This is a genomic window from Methanothrix soehngenii GP6 (assembly GCF_000204415.1).
Classification (GTDB): Archaea; Halobacteriota; Methanosarcinia; order Methanotrichales; family Methanotrichaceae; genus Methanothrix; species Methanothrix soehngenii.
This window is the reverse complement of record NC_015416.1, coordinates 1,339,387-1,360,236: the sequence shown is the minus strand read 5'-3', so window position 1 is coordinate 1,360,236 and position 20,850 is coordinate 1,339,387. Positions and strand designations below refer to the sequence as shown.

The 20,850-nt window shown below is 52.6% G+C and carries 20 protein-coding genes; 5 read left to right on the top strand and 15 right to left on the bottom strand.

The genetic code is table 11. The features are described 5' to 3' along the window. Nucleotides 1-2: 2 nt before the first annotated feature. A complete protein-coding gene (locus MCON_RS06775) occupies nt 3-1,724 on the top strand; it encodes a Na(+)/H(+) antiporter subunit D (protein ID WP_048132998.1) in 1,722 nt (573 codons plus the stop codon). A 413-nt stretch (nt 1,725-2,137) separates the two neighbouring features. Here the strand turns inward: MCON_RS06775 and MCON_RS06770 are convergent, their stop codons facing one another. From MCON_RS06770 to MCON_RS06755, 4 genes are all read right to left on the bottom strand, one after another. Beyond that, entirely contained in the window at nt 2,138-2,455 is a 318-nt protein-coding gene (locus MCON_RS06770) for a DUF1646 family protein (protein WP_013719267.1), read from the bottom strand. Nucleotides 2,456-2,552: 97 nt separating this feature from the next. Beyond that, on the bottom strand, nt 2,553-3,725 hold the full coding sequence (locus MCON_RS06765; protein WP_048132045.1) for an RNA-guided endonuclease InsQ/TnpB family protein: 1,173 nt from the start codon (nt 3,723-3,725) through the stop codon (nt 2,553-2,555). Between the two features lie 135 nt (nt 3,726-3,860). Beyond that, nucleotides 3,861-4,238: an LIM domain-containing protein gene (locus tag MCON_RS06760; protein ID WP_013719265.1), complete on the bottom strand. Its 378-nt coding sequence runs from the start codon at nt 4,236-4,238 to the stop codon at nt 3,861-3,863. Between the two features lie 119 nt (nt 4,239-4,357). After that, nucleotides 4,358-4,801, bottom strand: coding sequence for a zinc ribbon domain-containing protein (locus tag MCON_RS06755; protein WP_048132043.1), 444 nt, complete (start codon nt 4,799-4,801; stop codon nt 4,358-4,360). Nucleotides 4,802-5,007: 206 nt separating this feature from the next. Here MCON_RS06755 and MCON_RS06750 point away from each other — a divergent pair, with 206 nt between their 5' ends. Next, nucleotides 5,008-5,313: a DUF2551 domain-containing protein gene (locus tag MCON_RS06750; RefSeq protein ID WP_013719264.1), complete on the top strand. Its 306-nt coding sequence runs from the start codon at nt 5,008-5,010 to the stop codon at nt 5,311-5,313. Next, on the top strand, nt 5,310-5,711 hold the full coding sequence (locus MCON_RS06745) for a hypothetical protein (RefSeq protein ID WP_013719263.1): 402 nt from the start codon (nt 5,310-5,312) through the stop codon (nt 5,709-5,711). The genes MCON_RS06750 and MCON_RS06745 overlap by 4 nt, the downstream gene beginning before the upstream one ends. Nucleotides 5,712-5,775: 64 nt before the next feature. On the opposite strand, the gene tfe is transcribed toward MCON_RS06745, so the two are convergent. The 9 genes from tfe to MCON_RS06700 form a co-directional block, all read right to left on the bottom strand. After that, nucleotides 5,776-6,273, bottom strand: coding sequence for a transcription factor E (tfe, locus tag MCON_RS06740; RefSeq protein WP_013719262.1), 498 nt, complete (start codon nt 6,271-6,273; stop codon nt 5,776-5,778). 515 nt (nt 6,274-6,788) lie between these two features. Next, a complete protein-coding gene (locus MCON_RS06735; RefSeq protein ID WP_013719261.1) occupies nt 6,789-7,178 on the bottom strand; it encodes a hypothetical protein in 390 nt (129 codons plus the stop codon). A 366-nt stretch (nt 7,179-7,544) separates the two neighbouring features. Continuing rightward, nucleotides 7,545-8,867 carry an AIR synthase-related protein gene (locus MCON_RS06730; RefSeq protein WP_013719260.1) on the bottom strand — a complete coding sequence of 441 codons (1,323 nt, stop codon included), beginning with the start codon at nt 8,865-8,867 and terminating at the stop codon, nt 7,545-7,547. A gap of 42 nt (nt 8,868-8,909) precedes the next feature. Next, on the bottom strand, nt 8,910-10,625 hold the full coding sequence (gene mutL / locus MCON_RS06725; protein ID WP_013719259.1) for a DNA mismatch repair endonuclease MutL: 1,716 nt from the start codon (nt 10,623-10,625) through the stop codon (nt 8,910-8,912). A gap of 3 nt (nt 10,626-10,628) precedes the next feature. Next, entirely contained in the window at nt 10,629-13,262 is a 2,634-nt protein-coding gene (gene mutS, locus MCON_RS06720) for a DNA mismatch repair protein MutS (protein ID WP_013719258.1), read from the bottom strand. Between the two features lie 133 nt (nt 13,263-13,395). Next, nucleotides 13,396-14,079 carry a hypothetical protein gene (locus MCON_RS06715; protein ID WP_013719257.1) on the bottom strand — a complete coding sequence of 228 codons (684 nt, stop codon included), beginning with the start codon at nt 14,077-14,079 and terminating at the stop codon, nt 13,396-13,398. A gap of 182 nt (nt 14,080-14,261) precedes the next feature. Then, complete coding sequence (locus MCON_RS06710; protein WP_013719256.1) at nt 14,262-14,753, bottom strand: hypothetical protein; 492 nt, start codon at nt 14,751-14,753, stop codon at nt 14,262-14,264. Continuing rightward, nucleotides 14,750-16,567 (bottom strand): PINc/VapC family ATPase, encoded by a 1,818-nt coding sequence (locus MCON_RS06705; protein ID WP_013719255.1) that lies wholly within the window; start codon nt 16,565-16,567, stop codon nt 14,750-14,752. The genes MCON_RS06710 and MCON_RS06705 overlap by 4 nt, the downstream gene beginning before the upstream one ends. A gap of 50 nt (nt 16,568-16,617) precedes the next feature. Continuing rightward, the gene (locus MCON_RS06700; protein WP_013719254.1) at nt 16,618-17,301 is read right to left on the bottom strand and encodes a hypothetical protein; all 684 of its coding nucleotides are present in this window, start codon (nt 17,299-17,301) and stop codon (nt 16,618-16,620) included. Nucleotides 17,302-17,573: 272 nt separating this feature from the next. Here MCON_RS06700 and MCON_RS06695 point away from each other — a divergent pair, with 272 nt between their 5' ends. Then, nucleotides 17,574-18,782, top strand: coding sequence for an ammonium transporter (locus MCON_RS06695; RefSeq protein ID WP_013719253.1), 1,209 nt, complete (start codon nt 17,574-17,576; stop codon nt 18,780-18,782). A 15-nt stretch (nt 18,783-18,797) separates the two neighbouring features. Next, on the top strand, nt 18,798-19,127 hold the full coding sequence (locus tag MCON_RS06690; protein ID WP_048132997.1) for a P-II family nitrogen regulator: 330 nt from the start codon (nt 18,798-18,800) through the stop codon (nt 19,125-19,127). A gap of 15 nt (nt 19,128-19,142) precedes the next feature. On the opposite strand, the gene MCON_RS06685 is transcribed toward MCON_RS06690, so the two are convergent. Together MCON_RS06685 and MCON_RS06680 are read right to left on the bottom strand one after the other, a co-directional pair. Further along, nucleotides 19,143-20,267 carry a geranylgeranyl reductase family protein gene (locus tag MCON_RS06685; protein ID WP_013719251.1) on the bottom strand — a complete coding sequence of 375 codons (1,125 nt, stop codon included), beginning with the start codon at nt 20,265-20,267 and terminating at the stop codon, nt 19,143-19,145. A 53-nt stretch (nt 20,268-20,320) separates the two neighbouring features. Continuing rightward, nucleotides 20,321-20,824 (bottom strand): hypothetical protein, encoded by a 504-nt coding sequence (locus MCON_RS06680; RefSeq protein WP_013719250.1) that lies wholly within the window; start codon nt 20,822-20,824, stop codon nt 20,321-20,323. Between the last annotated feature and the right edge of the window lie 26 nt (nt 20,825-20,850).

Sequence of the window (20,850 nt, the reverse complement as noted above, 5' to 3'; positions counted from 1 at the left end):
TGATGATCGGCTGGTTGCATCCTGGATTTATACTGATCATAGGAGCGTTGCTCATACCGCTCTTCAAAGGTAAGTGGAAGCAGGCATATTTAATTATTCCTCCCTTAGCAGCGCTAATAGACGTAATACTCATGTATACGGGAGTGTTTGGAGAAATTCCCTTCTCTTCATGGCATCTGCCATTCTTGGGATACGATCTCGTCTTCGGAAGAGTGGATAAACTGAGCTTTCTATTCGCATTGGCATTTAGCCTGGCCTCCGTCCCGGTCATGATCTATTCGCTTCATGTAAAAAGTAGCAGCGAACATATGTGCCAGCTAGTATATGCGGGAAGTGCGCTGGGAGTAGTCTTTGCCGGTGACTTAATAACCTTATATTTCTTCTGGGAGATAATGTCGGTCGCGTCCATGCTCGTTATCTGGCATGGTGCGACGGAGAACGCGCATAGTGCCGGGTTTAGATATATCATGTGGCACATTGCTGGAGGCATAATCCTTCTGGCAGGAATTGTCATATATATAGCCAGCACTGGCTCAATAACCTTTGATGCCATTGGCTGGAATTCGGGCAGTACTTATCTGGCTGCTATGTTAATCTTCTTAGGGTTTATTATAAATGCTGGCGTTCCTCCGCTGCATGCCTGGCTACCTGATGCTTATCCCGAGTCAACTGTTACGGGATCTGTATATTTGAGCATCTTTACAACCAAGTCCGCCGTGTATGTTTTAGCGAGGGGTTTCACTGGTTTTGGGCCTTTGATGTGGCTGGGGGCAATTATGGTTATATATCCTATATTTTATGCCGTCCTGGAGAATAACTTGAGGAGGGTTCTCTCCTATAGCCTCATCAACCAGGTGGGTTTCATGCTATGCGGCATAGGAATGGGCACAGCTCTTTCCCTCAATGGCGCGACTTCTCACGCTTTTGCCCATATCATCTATAAGTCACTGCTCTTTATGAGCGTGGGAAGCGTGCTTTTTAGGACGGGAACTGCAAAGATCACCGACCTTGGCGGATTATATAAGACCATGCCGTTAACTACCATTTTCTGTTTAGTGGGAGCGGCATCAATTTCGGCATTTCCTCTTTTTTCCGGTTTTGTGACCAAAGCCATGGTCGTTCAAGCATCTGCATTTGGGGGTCTGGCAATAGTCTATGTTCTCTTGCAGCTTGCCTCTGCAGGCGTTTTCGAACATGCAGGCATAAAGGTTCCATTCTTCACCTTCTTTGGCCAAGACTCAGGCCTGCGGGTAAAGGATCCACCACTCAATATGCTATTCGGCATGGGGATAATGGCATTCTTATGCATCTTCATAGGCCTGTATCCGTATCCACTATACCAGCTTCTCCCCTACCCTGTTGATTTCGATGCGTACACAGCGCCCCATGTTATAGAATCACTTCAACTGCTGTTATTCGCTTCATTTGCGTTCTTCCTTCTCATAACCTCAGGAATATATCCTCCAGAGGGGAGGACGATTAGTCTCGATACAGACTGGCCTTTGAGACTTGCTGGGGGGAAGTTCATATGGTTCGTAAAGGGGCCTTTAACGAGCTTCTCAAACTGGATGGACGGCAATGTCAAGAGGATAGCGGCTGATTTCTCTCTATTAGGAGGAGAAAAGGAAGAGAGAGTGTTTATTGGAGTATCTGTGATGCTGGCGCTCTTATTCCTGGCGTTCTACTTGATCGTGGAGTTGCTATACCAGTGGATTTTCTCTTAGTCTCAGCGAAGGAGGAATGAGTATGCGATATAGCGGAGATACTACTATAGGATCGATGAAATGAAGGCAGAGCAAAGAAGAGAGCTGAGCCGAAGAGCTATCTAATATAAGTAACTATAAGTTTCAATGGTGATAGTATGCGAGTTCAATCACTTGGTTATATCCTGATGGCACTCATTACCCTGTGGATATATGTAACCACGGTAATAGATGCTGTTATTTAGGGGACTGAGAGGATATGGATGCTGATGAGGGATTAGTGTTTGCAGGAGCATCGCTTGGGTTAAGCATGCTGATTGTTTGGGTTATTTTTATTATCATCCTTTTATGGAATGGGGGGGCAGGATGAAGCAACCGTAATCAGGTGAAGACTCAGGGGAACCTGTTGACCATTCTATTAAATAAGATTCGGATCAAAGACCCCCGGAGACGGCCGCTTGAACTGGCGAGCCCATCAGCTTGAGCGCGGCTATCTGGGAGAGAGGAAAATCCATCGTTGCCAGGGCTGCGCCTATAACTATTGAAATGCATCCGATTATTGCTAAGCTTGTGCGCACCCTGCGTTCAATGGGCAGGAGTCCGACTGCACCAAATAGTGCCAAGAATGCCAATACGGGTGAAATGGTCCATGCAAAGAGCCCTAGCACAGCTACGATTGCAGTGAGCAACGCTTTGAGAGAAGTCCCCTTTAAAAAAGAGCCCTCGGCCCAAATTGAAAACATCCTTCGCATGCCGTCATATCTCCATTACAGGCCAATTCAGCCCAATTTTCGATATCATAGATCAGGCCTTTGTTATACATTCTCCATATTAAATGGTTTTGGTAAACTACTCCGGCCTAAAGACCGGAGCTTTCAGTAGCCCTGAAAGGACTGCCTTGATGCTTGGAAGTCCTTCCGAGCCTCCAGGCCGGTCTACATAGCGGCCCAAGAAAGCTATATTCTTAGCACCATTGAAATCAGCATCGCCCGACCAGCCACACACAGGACACTTGAAGCTCTTGCCGTTCCTGATTCCATGCTCACCGCACTGATGGCACGTCTGGCTGGTGTATGCGGGGTCCACCAGAACCAGAGGAACACCAGCCGCGAGAGCCTTATAGCTAAGGAACTCCTTAAGCTGGTAGAAGGCCCAACCATTGACTCTTCGTCTATGGTTTTTTCCTGCTTTCTGGTTGACGCCTTCTCTAATTCCGGTTAGATCTTCCAGAGCTATCTTTGCAGGAATCTCCTGGGCTCTGGTCACAATGGCTTTGCTGATTTCGTGGTTGATCTGCCGTTGGTAGCGTGCTTCTTTGCCTGATAGTCGTTGCTGAAGCTCTCGGCATCTTCGCCTTGAACTCCTTGTACCTTTCACGGCTTTCTGTTGAAGAACAGCACGCATAGACGCATAATGATTCTTGATTAGCTTGATAGTCTTTCCGCCAAACTTCTGGCCTTCGGAGGTCACAGCTATATCAGTTATACCAAGATCGACACCAAGGACCGTATCAACATGTATCTGCTCCGGTGCTTCGCTTTTAACCTGGATGTTGATATAGTATTCAGATCCTTTCTTACAAAGCGTTGCGCTTGTCGGTTTAGAATCCTTGAGTCTGGTTCGCTGATAGTCGCCTAGAACCAACTTGATTCGTTGTCTCGATCTAAGAAGAGTCACGCTGATTTCTTCGTCTTTCTCTCTGAAAGCAAAGATCCTAGTATCATAATCTATACTGGTTGGTTCAAAGTTCTTAACTGATGAATGATCCTTCATGGCAGTCTTGTGGTTAGATGCAACGCGATTGATAGCCCTGATTGCCAGATTGGCAGAAAGACCAAACTTAGCTCGAACATCTTGGTATACAATGCCCTGAATACGGACCTTATTTCTGAGCTTAGCAGGCGTATTCTGGTTTATCCAATTGCAGGCATCCGCAAAGGCTTTCAGAGTATCCTCCATCTCTTCGGCCTGGGAGTCTGTTGGACTTAACTTGCATCGGACGGTTAACACCTGCTCAGTCATCAGTAGGCAGTATAGTCACTGAGTGATATAAAGGTTTTGGTGGGCTACTTACGGCTTTCCTCCCCGCCCTGAAGAGCGGGGCTTCCAGCCTGTGTTTATGTGATGGAGGTAGAGGAAGTGCTGGCATCGGCAGCTCTACCAGGGCACGATATAGACAGAATCTCCCTCTTTCTTCCCCTTGAGGAGCTGACAGTGTCTGAGGATGGCGAACTGATTGTTGAGCTCGGCTTCCGATAGGTTGAACCTCTTTCCTATATCGGCCATGGTGGCCTTGCCCTGAGACTGGATGTACTCGTAGATCTCCTTTTGCTGATCGGTTAGCCCGTCCGTCCCTTCCAGGCCGTGGCTCTCCCGGTATATCTTCTTCGACCTCTCGCCCCAGGGATCGCAGACCCGGATCCTGTTGTTGACATCGATGTAACAGTCCTCGCAGAAGGTCTTGCCCTCTGTCGCGAAGACCTCATCCTCCGGCACATCTTTGCCGCACTTCTGGCACCTTATGCAATCAGACATTCAATCCACCTGGTAGCCTTATTGCACCTCATGGTTTAAGTCATCATCCTTCCAGACGGGGGACCAAAAACCATCCGCTTGCCTGAATCCAGAACATAGACGATCTCGTATTGAGTGAACTACCGCGTCCTGAAGGGCGCAGCTTCCCACTCCATCGCCAAAACTTGCATCACTGATATGTGATGTTGCGGTTTTGGTTCTATGGGCGTTAGGGGCTGTTCCATCTCTGCGAAGAGTATGTTCCTGGAAGCATTGTAGTCTCGATCACATGAAAATCCGCAATAGGGGCACTCATGCACTCGTACCGACAGATCTTTCTTTACGATGCTTCCACAAGCAGAACACCTTTGAGTGGTATCTCTGGTATCTACTTTTATCAAATTTCGAGCAGCACTTTTAGCCTTGTACGTGCAGCGGACTCCGTCAGCTGCTCCCCTGTACGAAGTCCAGGAGAAAAGCATGAATATGAACTTTGACCAGGATGCATCATGGATGCTGCGATGCATACCAATATTATGGCCTTTCTCTTTCAGACTGATCATGGCAAGGGACTCCGCTTTCATCCTTCGCAATCCTACAAGTTAAACAAATAGCGGTGAGTCTGGTCGGATGCAAGGATTATGAATGGATCTCACCCATCCTGATAGCCTAATCCTTTGCCAAAAGCATAAGGATAGCATATATTCTGGATTCATATTAGTAAGGTATATATATAATAAATATTACTAAAGTATTAGCAATGTAAGGGAGTGGTATGGAGGGAGGTTCCATGAAATCGCAGCGATCTGAGATACAGGGCAGAATGATGAATTTCCTCGATCTGGATAGCGATGGTCTGAGGAGGGTAGTTCTCGAGTCCATGGTCCAGTCTCAGGAGTTTACCGTTTTATCTCTTCATGAAGAGGTGAGCAAGGAGGTCAACGTATCCAGGAAGGTTGTGGCCTCCATGACCGGCTACATAGGCTCCCGCTTGGGGATATTGCACATGAACAAGAAATCGTATCGTACGCCCAGAACCTATGCCCTGAAAGATGAATATGCAGATATAGCCAGAGCAGTACTGGCTAGCTTATGACCAATGTGCTCAAGGCCCCAAGGACTGCCACTACATTAAAGGTCCGCTCCAAATCGGAGTATGCAATCAGCCGATCTCGAGATCCATACCATGAGCTGATGCTGCGCCTTTTCCAGGAGGAGGCAACCGCAGAGAGGGGGCAGAAATTCCTGGTCATTGTTGAGGAAAGGCAGAAGAGAGGAGATCCATTGAAGGCCAGTGAATGGAGGGAGCTTTTGGTCGAACTAAAAGTGAGCCGGTCTGCCTTTTATGCCATGAGAAACAAGCTGCTGGGTGCGGGAATGATCACCAATAAGGGCGGGGAGTACAGACTCTCGGGCATATTCAGCCGAGATCTGATGGATATGGCCCGGTGGTGGTGGACGGCGGTTCTGGGCAATAATCTGGAGAACCTGTAGCTTTGAAACTCCAATGGAAACCGCCCTTAGCCGGTATTCCAAGCCCCGGGTTCATGGGAAAGGCTCATACGCAGGCCTTTAAATCCGTGATCTGCCTTTCTATGGCCTCTACCACTTTTGCGTTCTCCATATACTCCAGGCTACCCTGACAGAAGGGGCAGACGAAGTTGGCATCGCTTGCTTCGTCGAATATGAACCTGGCACAGCCCTCCGTGCAGGCATAAAAGATGTTCTCCTTCTCATAGGCTAGCCTCTCTTCCAGCTTTCGCAACAGCCTTTTGGCCTCCGACTGCAGGGCTTTATCGAAGTTCTCCGGACAGAGCTGCCAAAGGTATGTGAGCCAACCGGAATCGGGATCTCGCTTCCGCCTGTATATGGCAAGCCTGTGCTCATAAAGCAGATAGAGAGTACGCCTTACTGTGTTCAGGCTGATTCCAGTGAGCTCAGCCAGTCGCTCATCGGTTATCTCCTCTTCTGGAATGCATTCTACAATTCTAAGACCCTCTTCACCAACAAGCTTGTTTAAATAAGCCCTGTGGATAACTTCCTCAATGACCGCCAATGAATCACTACCATGGTGTGAGCTGTGTGATATAGGATTATTGCCGACCCCTAAAGCCGCATCCGATCCGACTCTTGGCCCTTCGGGATACGGCTGATCCAATTGCTGCCTCTCATGTTCCTGCATACTTCTCCCTGGAAATTGGAATGCATCGGTCCCTGATACATTTGATTAATATAGGAACCTCCTTCTATATATCCCCATCGTGAAAATGTATCATACATAGTTTCAGGGATTTTAATGAATCGGTCGGATATACGAAGATCTCTTCCAGTTGATCATCTGCGAATATGTGATGACGATAACCGACATCCATAAAATAAAATCAAGTATTTATAAATATTGTATTTTCACATGCGTTCCTCTCAGAAACATTTAGATAATTATGATCCAATTTATTATTTTTTAAAAATGAGAAATAATAAGAATATTAATTTAATAATATACGATTGGATGTTACAGATTTGAAGATCGTGTATTAAAAATTTTTAAAAAAAATTAGAATTTATATCATCTCATATCGATTCAGCTTCGCTGAAGAGGGACTTCAGCCTCTGGATGGACTGCAATGCCTGATTTGCCTCATTCATCTTTTGTTGCTCGTAATGCTGCAGGATCTCTTCGATGGGAGTCTTGAGGCGATAGACCTTCATCGGCCTTCCTGTCCCATCGCTCCTGCACATCTTCTCTTCGATCCAGTTATTCTTGCGCAAGGTGCGAAGGGCGATGCTCACCTCCGGCTGGCGCAGATCTGAGCCCCTCTCTATCTCGCGTGAGGTAGCCTCTGTGCCGCTGGCCAGGAATGCGATCATATTGGATACCTTCCTTGGCACTCCCAGGCTTTTCAGAGTCTCTACGACCTCGATATCTCTCTCGTCAAATCTCATTACAAATGATTCTTTCATTGCTATCTCCTCCCTAATTTTTTTCCCTTGTAATAATTGAGAGAGCTTATGATATAAATAGTTTATTAATGTCAATAAATTTTTACTATTATTATTACATGTGGCAAAGGCTATACAGATAAATAGCTTTATAAAAATTTTCTTAAGTTCACCTCCCTGTCGGCTCCGCCTGAGCACATCTGCTGGAAATACTATTTGGCTCTTCGTTGAATTATGTGGGTGAGTTCAGGCAGAGAATATGGCCCCTGCTACTCTGTGACTGTGTGGTTGGGTTAGAGCATAGCGGTTTATCACAGAGTCACAGAGACACGGAGAATTTCCGATTCAAATTCACCCATAACAAATCGCGGGTAGCCTACCATTTGTTCAGAATCCTTTCTGGCCCCCCCTTATCCTCTCCACAAACCTCTTCTTCTTCTGCACAGCATTTTGGGCTGCCAAATCCACCTTCCTGGTCATCTCCGCCACATCCCGCACCGCCTCCTGGCCGATCGCCTTTTTTATGGGAGTGTAGGCCGCCTCTCGGAAGCGGGGGGAGAAGTCGGACCGCTTGCCTTCGATATCCAGATACGCTCCCTCTCCTTCCTCAACCCTGCCGATCTCGTCCACCTTCACCCCCACATCCCGGATGGCGGCTGCGATCGCCTCCGCCTCCTCCGGTGGGGCGATGATGAGCAGGGCATCGATGGACACCCCGAGATAGTCGATTTTCAGCTCATTGAGCATCTCCAGCACCCGGGGGTTGACCAGCTTGCGCATCCTCTCCTCCTCAAAGACAAGCCTCACCCCGGCAGTATAGGAGATCTCCTTGGCGTCGCCCCGGATGCCCCCGTTGGTCACATCGGTCATAGCATGGATCCGAGCATTAACTTTAAGCAGCGCCTCGCTTGCCTCCAGGAACTTGATGTTCAGGGTTTCATCCACCACCTCATGCCGGTTATAGTACAGAGCAGCAGAGCAGATCGTTCCCCCTCCCGCTCCCTCGGTCATCATGATCACATCTCCAGGCCGGGCGCTCTTTCTGGCGGTGAGATTATCCGAGACGCCAACCGCCCCCACGCACCCGGTTAGTCGGTCCCCGATAACCATGTCCCCACCGATGCGCAGGGTGCTCCCGGTGATGAGAGGAACGCCGATCAATTCCGAGACCGTGGCAATGCCTGCGATATGGTCGAATAGCTTGGAGACATCCCCATCATCGGCCAGATGAACATCCGAGAGAAGGGCCACCGGCTTGGCTCCCATGACATAGACATCGCGCAAGGCCGCTCGGGTTACATGAAATCCGGCCAAAAACGGATAATCGCTCAGTCGGGAGTGCATGCCGTCCACGGTCACCGTTATGTATTTGCCCCCCGCCTGGACCACACCCGAGTCGTCCAGCTGGCGGGAGTCAACAACTGCTTCTGTGCGGCCGATGACCTCGGCGATCTTGGTGTGGGTATAAAAGTCGCCTGAGCCACGTGAGCCCACCCCAAAGTCGCCCATGCTGACCCCCACGCTCTCAAGAGTGAAGACCTCCCCCCGGGGATCAAGGGTCGCTTCCGCCTCCGTCAAGACCGCTTCCGCCAGGGTAGCAGCCCGATCGCTTGGGATCTCCTTTACCTCTCTGATCAGATCGATGAGCTTGGACTTTATCGACCGGTCCCGTCTCCTCAAACCTCGCTTGGCAAATCCTTCCAGATCCATGAGAGGTCATTTGACCTCCCCATAGATATTATCATCTCCTGATTATCTTCTGCCAAATAGCCTCTCCAGCTGGCTCTGGTCCAGGATGACCATCACCGGCCTGCCGTGGGGACAGGTTGTGGGGTTGCTGCATTCCTGCAGATCATGCAGCAGCTGCTCCATCTCTTTTAGGGTGAGTTCCTTTCCCGATTTTATGGAGCCCCGGCAGGCCAAAAGCTTGAGGACCTCATCCCGGCGGCTCGAGTCCGGCCCCGGCTTTCCCCGCAAAAACAGCTCCTTTAAGACGTCATGTACCGATTCTGCGCTCTCGGTCCTCTGGCCGAGTGCTGGAACGGACCGGACGCTGTAGGACCTCCCTCCAAAGGATGAGATCTCAAAGCCGATATCATCCAAGACCTCCTTCCAGGAGGAGAGCATGATCTCCTCGCTGGCCATAAGCTCGATCGTCACCGGACAGGCCAGCTCCTGGCGGATCAACCCTTCCCGATATCGCTCTTCCAGCCCCTCAAAACGAATGCGCTCTGCAGCAGCATGCTGATCGATAAGAACCAGCCCTTGATCGCTCTCCGCCACAATGTAGAGCCTCTTGATCTGGCCCAGGATCTTCAGGCTTGATCTTTTCTCCCTTTCCGGCAGGGCTTGGTCCAAAGCGGTATCCTCCTCTACATCCAGGGGAAGAGTACTCTGCATAGCATTCTGGGCCAAGGTCTCCTCCGAGGCGGTGATCTGATCGCTGGGCTTCAAGCGTTCGGAGGCTACGCTCTTGGCATAAGAAGAGAGGGTAAGGGCAGCTTCCTGGGTGACCGCAGAGCAGATCTCATTCTCATGGAGCAACCGGATCTCCCTTTTAGCCGGATGGACGTTCACGTCCACCAGATCCGGGCTTATCTCTAAGGAGAGGACGGCGATGGGGCTCTTTCCCGGAGGGATGATGTTTCTGTAGGCCTCTCGCAAAGCCCCGGCCATGGGCCGGGAGGAGACTGCCCTGCCATTGACGAAGATGAATATCCTGTCCGGGCTGGCCCTAAGGTTGAAGGCATCGCCGATCATACCCTCTATTCTCCAGCCCCGGCCGGATGCCTGCAGAGGGGCCATACCTGCCACCGCCTTCAATCCGAAGATGCGGGAGAGGATGTCGTCCCAGGAATTGGATCTTGCCGATTTGAAGTGAGTGCGGCTGCCTGAAAATAGCTCAAAAGCGATATCGTAGTGGATGATGGCCAGCTCGGTGATGACATCGATGATATGGACCAGCTTCGCCTCCCTTCCCTTGAGGTGTTTTCTCCTTGCCGGGACATTAGAAAAGAGATTCCAGACGACGATCGATGTACCCACAGGGCTGCCCACCTCCTTTGTCTCCGCCACCTTTCCGTTCTCTATGCGAAGATAGCTGCCAGATAGAGCATCCCTGGTCTTGGTCCGCACCTCGACCGCTTCCGAGACGCTGGCGATGCTGGCCAGGGCCTCGCCCCGAAATCCCAACGTGCCGATCGTTTCCAGGTCCTGAGCCCCGGAGATCTTGGAGGTGGTATGCTTTTGGAAGGCTAGGGGGAGGTCGTCCGGATCTATGCCGCTGCCATCATCTGTCACCTTGATGAAGCTCTTTCCGCCATCTCGGACCTCGATCAACACCTTATGGGCACCGGCATCAATGGAGTTTTCCACCAGCTCCTTTACCACCGAAGCAGGCCTCTCGATCACCTCACCGGCAGCGATCTTATTTACCGTCTCCTCATCCAGGGCCCTGATCCTCTTCATCTCTTATCCTTCCTCTCTCTCCCTTTGCATCCGCTGATATTGGGCGAGGCGGTCCAAAGCCTCCCTGGGGGTCATCATGTCCAGGTCCAGTGATTCGATCTCCTCTAAGATGGGATCCTTCTTATCCCTCTCCACTTCCCCGGCCGTATTCCCGTCCTCATTGCCATCGAAGAATATGAGCTGGGTGTAGCGAGAAGATCTCCTCTGACTTCTCCCGCCCGATCCCGGCTGCATAAGGGCCTCCTTTTCTATCTCTCTCAAGATCTGGTCTGCCCTCTTTGTCACCGTCCTGGGAACCCCGGCCAGGCGGGCGACATGCACTCCATAGCTCTTGTCCGTCGCCCCCGGGACCACCGTTCGCAGGAAGGTGATCGTACCCTTATCCTCCTTTACGGCAATGCTGTAGTTTCTCACTCCGGAGAGGATGCTCTCCAGATCAGTGAGCTGATGGTAGTGGGTGGCGAAGACGGACTTGCATTTGATGCTCTCATGCAGGTACTCGGATATGGCCCAGGCCAGGGACAGGCCGTCGAAGGTGCTTGTCCCCCGGCCCACCTCATCCAGGAGAACCAGGCTCTTTCTGGTGGCAGAAGTGAGGATGTGGGCGATCTCAGTCATCTCCACCATGAACGTGCTCTGTCCTGCGGACAGGTCGTCATATGCCCCCACCCGGGTGAAAACCTGGTCCACCAGTGAGAGGGAGGCATAGGCAGCAGGCACAAAGGACCCGGTCTGGGCCATGATCGCCGTCAGGGCTATCTGGCGCATGAAGGTGGATTTGCCCGCCATGTTCGGGCCGGTGAGGATTATCAGACGGTTGCGATCTGTGTCCAATAGGACGTCATTGGGCACAAAGGCGCCTCGCATCGCCTTATCCAGCACCGGGTGGCGGCTGCTGCGAATCGAGATTCTTCCCTCTTGATTGAACTCCGGCCGGATCATATTGTTCTCCTTAGCGGAGGTGGCCAGGGAGATCAGAACATCGAGCTCTGCCAGTGCCGTGGCCCTCTCCTGGATGACTCCCGCCTTTGAGGCGACTAGATCCCGCACCTTATAAAACAGCTCCTGCTCTAAAGATACCGACCTCTCCTGGGCGGAGAGGACTCGAGACTCCATATCCTTGAGCTCTGGGGTCACAAATCTCTCCCCATTGGCCAGGGTCTGCTTGCGAATATAATTCTGGGGAACCAGGTGCAGGTTTGCCCGCGAGACCTCGATATAGTAGCCGAAGACATTGTTAAAGGCGATTTTGAGGGATTTGATGCCCGTCCTCTCCTTCTCCGAACCCTCCAGGCGGCTGATCCAGCCTCTGCCGTCCCTCAAGAGCTCCCGGAGCTGGTCTATCTCCGGATCGTAGCCCTCCCTGATCACCCCCCCATCCCGAACATGGACGGGCGGATCCTCCATTATCGATCTCTCTATCAGGGAGACGATATCATCCAGGGGAGAGAGCCTGCTTGAAAGATCCTGCAGATATGAGCTTTGAGCCGAGGACTGATCATCCATGAGGATCTCCTGCAGACGGGGCAGCATCTCCAGAGTGCTCTTCAGGACGGACAGCTCTTTAGGGCTGGCGGATTTGCATGATATCCGGCTTAAAAGCCTCTCCAGGTCAGAGGTGCCCTTGAGCTCCTCAGCCAGGCTGCGGTGCAGCAGGGATTTGCTGGCAAGCTCCTCTACTCCATCCAGCCTGCGGGCTATTGCCTGCTCGCTCTGCAGGGGCATTTGCAGCCAGCGGGCAAGGGTTCTCGCCCCCATGGCCGTTCTAGTCTGGTCCAGGAACTCCAGCAAGGTGCCCCTGCGAGAGCGGTCGCGGATGTTTCTGGTGATCTCCAGGTTTCGCACTGTGACCTCATCCAGAACCATATAATCCGATCCCGAGTAGATCTGAACATCCTTCAAGTGACCCAGAAGGTCGAAGCGAGAAGCGTTCAGATAGGAGAGGACTGCTCCGCAGGCTCTCTGGGATAAACCCCTTCCCTCCAGCCGGAGCCTCTCCTTCCAGTCCGGTCCGTAGCGGTCGGCCAGGGCGGCCTCTGCTCTCTCCGCGGAGAAGCAGGGCTCCTCCAGGATCTGCAGGCTTGTGCCCTCCCAGTGGAGGGAAAAGGCTGACAAGCACTCCGCCGGCCGGAAACGGGCCAGCTCGGAGTAGAGGCGGTTATGTGGAACCTCCGTGGTCAGAAACTCGCCAGTGGAAACGTCCACAAAGGCAAGGCCCACATTCTCATCCCCCTTCACTATCGCCGCCAGGAAGTTGTTGCTGGACTCGTCCAGCATGGAGGGCTCGATTATCGTTCCCGGGGTCACCACCCGGGTGATGGCTCTTTTCACCAGACCCCGGGCAAGTTTGGGGTCCTCCACCTGGTCGCAGATGGCCACCTTATGCCCCGCCCGGATGAGCCGGGCGAGGTAGGCATCGAGGGAATGATAAGGGACCCCTGCCAGAGGGATCTTCTCTCCCTGGTCGTCTTTCTGCCGGGAGGTGAGGGTGATGTTCAGATCGCGGGCAACGATGACTGCATCGTCGGCAAAGGTCTCGTAAAAGTCGCCCACCCGAAATAAGAGCAGAGCATCTGGATAGAGCTTCTTATTCTGGTAGTACTGCTCCATCAGGGGAGAGAGCTTAACTGGGGGCATTGTGATCTATTGATCTTCTGTCTGCCAAAAAAGGCTTTGGTTGAGCAAAGAGATTGCGAACGGAAGACAGAAAGGTGGGGAAAGAAGAGTAGTGAGAGGATGCCGAACTTTCGGCATCGTTATCTCCCCTCAGTTATGCTGTCTTCACTCCCTCAAAGTCTCCTGTCCAGGACTTTCCGCTGGCAGAGAGAGCGTCGTAGTCTCCGCTGGCCATTTCACCGTTCAGATTGAGATAAAACATATAAAGATCAATGGGGTTTATGGTGATGATATCCAGCCTCGCGGTTCCATTTCCGTAGACCTGTCCCGATACTGTTGCATCGATGGTGCTGTTTTCCACCCTCATCTTCCCCGCGCCCAAGAGCTGATCATCCTTCTGGAATAGGGTCAAAGCCATGCTCCTCTGGAGGCTGTCGTTCAGGGCAAATGACCAGCTTCCTCCCAAAGAGGGCAGCGCGACCTCGGCCGGAGGAAGCTCTGTAGTCTCTGCCATAGCGGTGGCATTCTCCTCAGAGGTGGCGTTGTCCACGGTGGATGCACTCTCGTTCTCCGCCCCTATACTCGCCGCCTCGGCCTCAGCTCGGGAGGCCTTGGGGTCCTTTGAGGTATCGCTCAGAGTCTTCGGCATGCTCCAGTCCATTGAGCTCTCGTTCTCTCGAAGCGCTCTGGATTGTTGCGGGGTTGTGGGAGCTTTAGAGGTCTTTTCTTCGCCGCTTATCAGCTCATCAGCGCTCAGATACTGCTGGTTGGTCCAATCGGCAGATAGAGCAGTCACTGCCAGAAAGGCAATGAAGAACATGAATAATGCAATTGACAATTTGAATCTCATGGCATCTCGACCTATATTTGATCTTCATGAATGGATCTGGATGCTGGGTATTTAATCTCGGACGGATCTAAGCCCGCTGTGTGCTATCCGGGGCACTCCATTCAGATCCGGCATGAGCTTTATAGTTGATAAGCTTAATGGTTATACGACAAAGAACGTATTTTTTCGATCTATTCAATCTTTCCCATAGCTATGCCCTTCTCGGTAATAAATCTGGCACTATGGACATGATAGTCCCCATAAATGGATTTCCCGTTCATGGTAAGGGAAAGGCGGAATAGCGAGAGGTCTTCTGAGAGGATGTCCAGATCCAGCTTGTTTCCTGAGATTATACCGCTGGCAGAGACGTTCTGCTCTATTCCGTCCGCCATGATCCTGCCCTTGCCGAATAGGGCATCGTTCGATTGGTACATCTCCATTTCCACACTCCTATCAAGGCTATCTTTCAGATCCAGCTCCCATCGGACCATGGGGCTCAAGAGCCGGGATTTTAGCCCGGTAGCCTCCTGGCCTACTTCTGCTTCCTCTACATTCTTTCCCATCAGAACAGGGGTGGCATTGCCTCTCTGGTCCTGCCAGGGTTCGGGATCCTGGGCGCTGGCGTTAAGAGTGAGCACCGCTGCCAGGAAGAGGAGGATGAGGATGCTGACTGGATATCTCATCCATTCCATTCCGATCCCGACCTATGCACCTCTATACTCTCACCCTTTTTCATCTTCTTTATGATCCTCTTGGCCATCTCCGAGGATTTGGCTATGCGGATATCTCCTCTTCGGCCCACAGTGGCGGTGAAGGCGGGCTCATCCCCTACAGAGACATCGACTGACTCACCGGCCATGCCGTCCAGCCAGAGGATGATATGCTTTGCCGTCTCCTCCATCCTCGGCTCAGGAACAGAGGGCTCGTCCCTTGCCCGGACATCGATATGCATCCCCAGGCTCCTCTCGATCTGGTCGATGTTCTTTCCCGCCTTGCCGATCACCCTCGCAGCATCCTCTTGAGGTACATGGATCACTGCGCTGGAGTCGGTGAGCATCTCCACCTTGAAGGGGCCACGTACATGGTGAGAGATCTCCTTCTCAATCTCCCTGCTGGCCAGATTCCAGGAGGGCTTTCTCTCCTCTCTGGTGACGGGCATCACCACGATCTCCTCTCCGTAAGAGTACATCTCGTACTCCGCCTGGCCGCTCTCGAAGTCCTTGACCACGATCACCGGCCGGGCTAAATCAGCCTCCACCATTCCCGAGGGAACCTTGACCACAAACTCCACATCCAAAACCTTAGTGACCTCCCCTCTCTCGATGAAGACCACGGTGTCCACCACCTGAGGTATCATGCCCAGTTCCACCCGGCCAAGGAGCCTCTGCAGGGAATCGATGGGTTTGTTGGCATGGACCACGCCGATCATGCCCACCCCGGCAAGCCTCATATCGGCAAAGACCTGGAAGTCGCGTGTCTTCCTGACCTCATCGTAGATGGTATAGTCGGGCCTGACCAGGAGCAGTATATCTGCCGATGCCTCCATGCTCCCCTCCAGAGGGCCGTACTGGGTGATCTCCGGGGGAACCTGCAGATCGCGAGGAGACTCAAGAGTCTTGACCACATAGTTGCAGTCCAAAAGGTATTCGGCCAATCCTGCTGCGAAGGTGGACTTGCCCGACCCTGGCGGACCGGCGATGAGAATTCCCCTCTGACCTTCCTTGAGGCGGGTCTTGAGCATGCTGCTATGGCGGTAGGAGTCAAAGCTCACCTTGGCCACCGGTCGAACGGCGGTGATCTCCAGGCCGTCGGAGAACGGCGGCTTGGCGATGGCGATCCTCATCGGCCCAATCTGGATTATCGCTGCCCCCATCTTTTCCATCTCCACATAGCCATCTGGATCGGCTTTAGCCCGTTCGTATATCTCCCGGGATAGGTCCCTCAGCTCCCTCTCCGATGAGGGTCTTTCGCCCAGCCGGACCAGGGAGAAGTCCCCTACATGGCCCCTCTTGGCCATGGGTATTGCGCTCTCCTTGAGGTGAATGGATAGGGTATCCTCGGTGAAGTATCTATCCAGGGACAGAGGCTTGATCGCCTCCCTTTGGGGACGGACGTACTCCACATCCAGGCCCATCGCCTCTGCCACCCGGGATTGAACCTGATCGCTGGTGAGGAAGGAGGCGCCCAGCTCCAGGGCAACATCCCTGATCATAGCATCGATCTCTCCACCACCGGCGAGCTTGATCTGATCCAGGTTCGGCCTGATTCCTACATACTCCAGTTCGATCTTGCCGGCTTTGGCAAGCTCGGAGAGCTTTCTCAGCTCCTCCAATCCCTTCAGGCCGATCTCTCGGCCGTGGTTGGCCTGGGCTTCCAGCTCCGCCACCACAGCCTCGGGCACTACAATTCTCCTGCCCTGGAGCTCTCCAGACTTGATCCTAGCAGAGACTCTGCCATCTATTACCACGCTGGTATCTGGCACTAGCGGTTGCGCCATTGTCGAAAACATCCTTTAATTATCAATTATTGTCTAAATCAAAAATAGAGCTAGAGATATACTATATCCATCTTTCGCTTTTTGGCAATCCACTCCAGGACATAGTCAATATCAAGCTGCCTTCTGATCTGTAGGTTGGCCTCAAGCGCCATGACGGGACCTTTCTTCAAAGCCTCGGATATCTTGCGAGAGGCATCCTCTCCAAATCCCGGATCGAGCCTCTTTATGATGTAAAGCCTGATATCGCTGCAGGTGAACCCGCCATCCGTAAGATGCCCAAACTCAATGCAGATATTTCCCGGATTGGAGAGCATGCGGAAGTCTACGCTGTAGCTGGCGAACTTGCTCCTATCATATAGCTTTCTATCGCTAAATCCAGGCCTGAGGTCCTCATCCAGAATATCCTGGCCCAGCTTCATCAGCTCCTCCCTTTCCTGACATGAGTATTGATGGCAGCCGGCCAGCTTCAAGGCATTCAGGTTCTTCAGAGAGGTCTTCTTCTCATGGCAGTGCTCATTTTCGTCGACCGCCCAAAAGTCGTTGCTCAGGGGAAATGAGCCTCGTGCATAGCTATCGCAGTTTTTGCATTTCAATCCAATTATGACCTCTTTATCCAGAAACGGTGCGATGCCTTCCATTGTCTCCATGACATCAGCGATGCGAAAGTCTGATCCTTCTCCGAGATGCTTCTTCGCCTCCCGGATTGCCTGGAGTATCTCGTACTTGTTGTCCATAGGCTGCCAACACCTTCCAGGTCCAAACCTGGACATGTGAACCTAATTAAAGAAGCGTATCACAGATAAATAGATTGCCGCAGCCTTATAGCAGATCGCCTCCATGAGTTGCAGTATGATATTTTCATATCATTTATGCAATAATATCAAATATCCTTTTATTCCCCTGAAAAACAGCTCTAACTGGCAGAGTGCAATTGAGCATTGTCCTCACAATGCTGCATGGCTAGAGGCCGGTGCAGTCTGCCAGCTATGGTGCAGGTGATACAAATATGCCAATAGACAGCGGAGACACAGCCTGGGTCTTGGTCTCAACCGCCATGGTCATGCTCATGACCCCGGGGGTAGGCCTATTCTATGGCGGCCTGGTGCGCAAGAAGACTGTGGTATCGATGATTGGCCTCTCCTTCCTGGCCTTTGCCCTGGCCAGCCTTCAGTGGGTTTTCCTGGGCTACAGCCTCTCATTTGGCCAGGATATAGGCGGAGCAATAGGTGCTCTGGATTACCTTGCCTTGAATGGCATAGGCCTGGGCGAAGCGCCACTGGCGGGAAATCTGCCCCATCTGCTCTACGTCGCCTTCCAGATGGTCTTCGCTGCGGTGACCTTGGCCATCCTCACCTCAGCGGTGGCGGAGAGGGTGCGCCTTGGCTCCTTCATCGTGCTCGCTCTGCTCTGGACCACCCTGGTCTATGATCCCCTGGCCCACTGGGTCTGGGCAGGTGGCTGGCTGGCTCAGATGGGGGCCCTGGACTTTGCCGGTGGGACGGTGGTCCATATAAGCTCCGGCTTCTCCGCCCTGGCCATAGCGATGGTGATTGGAAAGAGGGTGGGCTTCGGCTCCTATGTCATGGAGCCCCATAATATCCCCATGGCCATGCTGGGCGCCGGACTGCTGTGGTTTGGCTGGTTTGGCTTCAATGCCGGCTCCGCTCTGGGAGCGAACGGCCTTGCTGCCTCTGCCCTGGTGGTGACCAATACCTCCGCTGCTGCCGGTGCTCTGACCTGGCTCCTCTCCAGCTGGCTGAAGGGCAAGCCCAGCGCCCTGGGAATGGTGAGCGGCGGCATAGCCGGCCTGGTGGCCATAACCCCTGCCGCTGGCTTTGTGGACGTGCTTGGAGCCCTGGTAATCGGAGCGGTGGCCGGGGTCCTCTGCTATATGTCCCTCCTCTTCCGGGTGAGCCGGGGGCTGGACGAGAGCTGCGATGCCTGGGCGGTCCACGGCATGGGCGGCCTGTGGGGAGCGGTAGCTACGGGCATATTCGCCACCTCCGCAGTCAACAGCTACACCGGCCTATTGCAGGGCAACTTCAATCAGTTCGCTGTGCAGATCATGGCCGCTGGCATATCGGTGGTCTATGCCTTTGTGGTGACATATGCCCTGGCCAAGCTGGTGGACTCGTTCATGGGCTTGCGCGTGACTGAGGACGAAGAGTATGTGGGCCTGGATATATCCCAGCATGGGGAGAAGGCCTATGCCTGAAGGCGGTGAATGATAATGAAAAAGATCGAGGCAATAGTACGACCGGAGAGGCTGGAGAGGGTCAAAGAGGCTCTGGAGGAGATAGGCGTGGTCGCCCTGACCACCACTGAGATCCAGGGCAGAGGTGAGCAGAAAGGAATCAAGCTCCAGTACCGGGGAGGCACAATGGATGTCGACCTCTTAACCAAGCTCAAGCTGGAGCTTTACGTAGCTGACGAATCTGTCGATCCAGTGCTGAAGGCCATCTGCGATGCTGCTCGAACCGGCAAGTTCGGGGACGGCAGGATCTTCGTAAGCCCGGTGGAAAGATCGGTTAAAGTGAGGACAGGTGAGGTCTTCACCTGACATTTTTTTATAGGTTCAACGGGCGGACAAGATCCCCATGGGCAGCCTGGGCACCAGCCAGCGCACAAAATCCTTATAAGACCTTTTGGCAGCAGCAATCTCAATATACCTGTCTAATACCTCATTATGCCGTTCCAGCATCCAGGAGAAGGCTTTGGGATGGCGGTGCATGGCCTGGGATAGGATCAAGGCATATCTGAGCTCCTCGCCAAGCTCCTTGTTGCATCTCTTCTCATAGAGCCGGGCAACATCTCTCTCTTTCTCCTCTCCTATCGCCCTTGCCGCCATCTCTCCCGAACGCAAAGCATAATAGATGCCCTCACCAGAGAAGGAATCCACCAGGCTGGCTGCGTCCCCCGTCAAGAGCACCCTGCCCAGGGAGATCCTCTTCTTCTTTCCTCCTTGCGGTATGGTGTGGCCATGAATTATCTGATCCCGGTCAAAGCCGTTGTTCTCAAGGAAGCCTTTCATTATCATGCGGGGATGGCGAAGCTGGGATGCCAGGCCCCCTATGCCCACGGAGTAGTATCCACGGTGAGGGAAGATCCAGCCATAGCCTCCGCCTGCTATCCCGAAATGAATATCAAGAAAGCTGCCCAGTCTGGCCTCAATATCCCTATCATCCGCCTCGATCTCTGTTACCAGACAGACCCCGATATCATCTCTTGAGGCCTTTCCCGATATCCGGCTTCTTAAAGAATCCTGGCAGCCGGAGGCAACGATCAAAAATCGTGATCTATAGATCTGATCATCTGTCTGAACGGATACATGATCCTCTTTGCTGCTGTAGTTCAGAACACGAGAGAATGAGACACTGGCTCCGGTCTCGATTGCCTTCTGAAGTAGGAACTGGTCAAAGGCGCTCCGGTTGATCAGAGTACTGAGTCTGTAGGCCTTGACCTTGTCTTGAACCCATTCGTGGTAGTGGATCCGAGCTCCGGTTATGGCCTTCTCGCATACGGCCTCGGGAAGGCGAAGGTCCAGCCAGGAGGTCGCCCTCTCCGATAGAGCGCCCCCGCAGGGCTTGTAGCGGGGAAACTTTTCCTTTTCCAGGATTAAGACCTTAAGGCCCATTCCGGCTGCTATCCGAGCAGCAGTCGAGCCAGCCGGCCCAGCGCCCACCACAACTAGGTCAAACACAAGTAATCGTCTCCCTTTGAAGCGAATGCCTCTAAATACGGAGTGATATCGACTTAGGATGTGCTGTATCCTTTGCCATAGGCGGGGCCGTATCCAGTACCATAACCTGCGCCGTAATCAGTGCCATAACCTGTGCCGTATCCTTGGGCATAAACCGGCCAGTAATAGGAGCTGCCCAGATCGCTATTCCAGTAGGGATTGGAGAGCTGATTAGCATAAGGATTGGCATAATAGGAATATCCCGTGCCCGGCACATAGTATTGTCCATATGGTGTGAAATCCCCATAAAGGAAAGCATAGGCCTCCAACATCCAAAGGGCATCCTCATAATACTCTTTGCCAGGACAGGTTCCCCGGTAGAAGGACTCCAGATCGCAATAACCGCCGTCCGGGAAATAGCAGTTTCCGTCTTTAGGACATCCTCCATGGTTAACGCAATAGGCCTCCAGAGCGTTTCTCGCAACGCAGCCACTACCGCTGCTCATGCCTATGGCAGCCGCTGGACCCATTATCATCAGGAGCAGCGCTATAAATGCAAGTGCAACTCTTATTCTCATGATCTTCCCCCACTAGTCTGTGATTA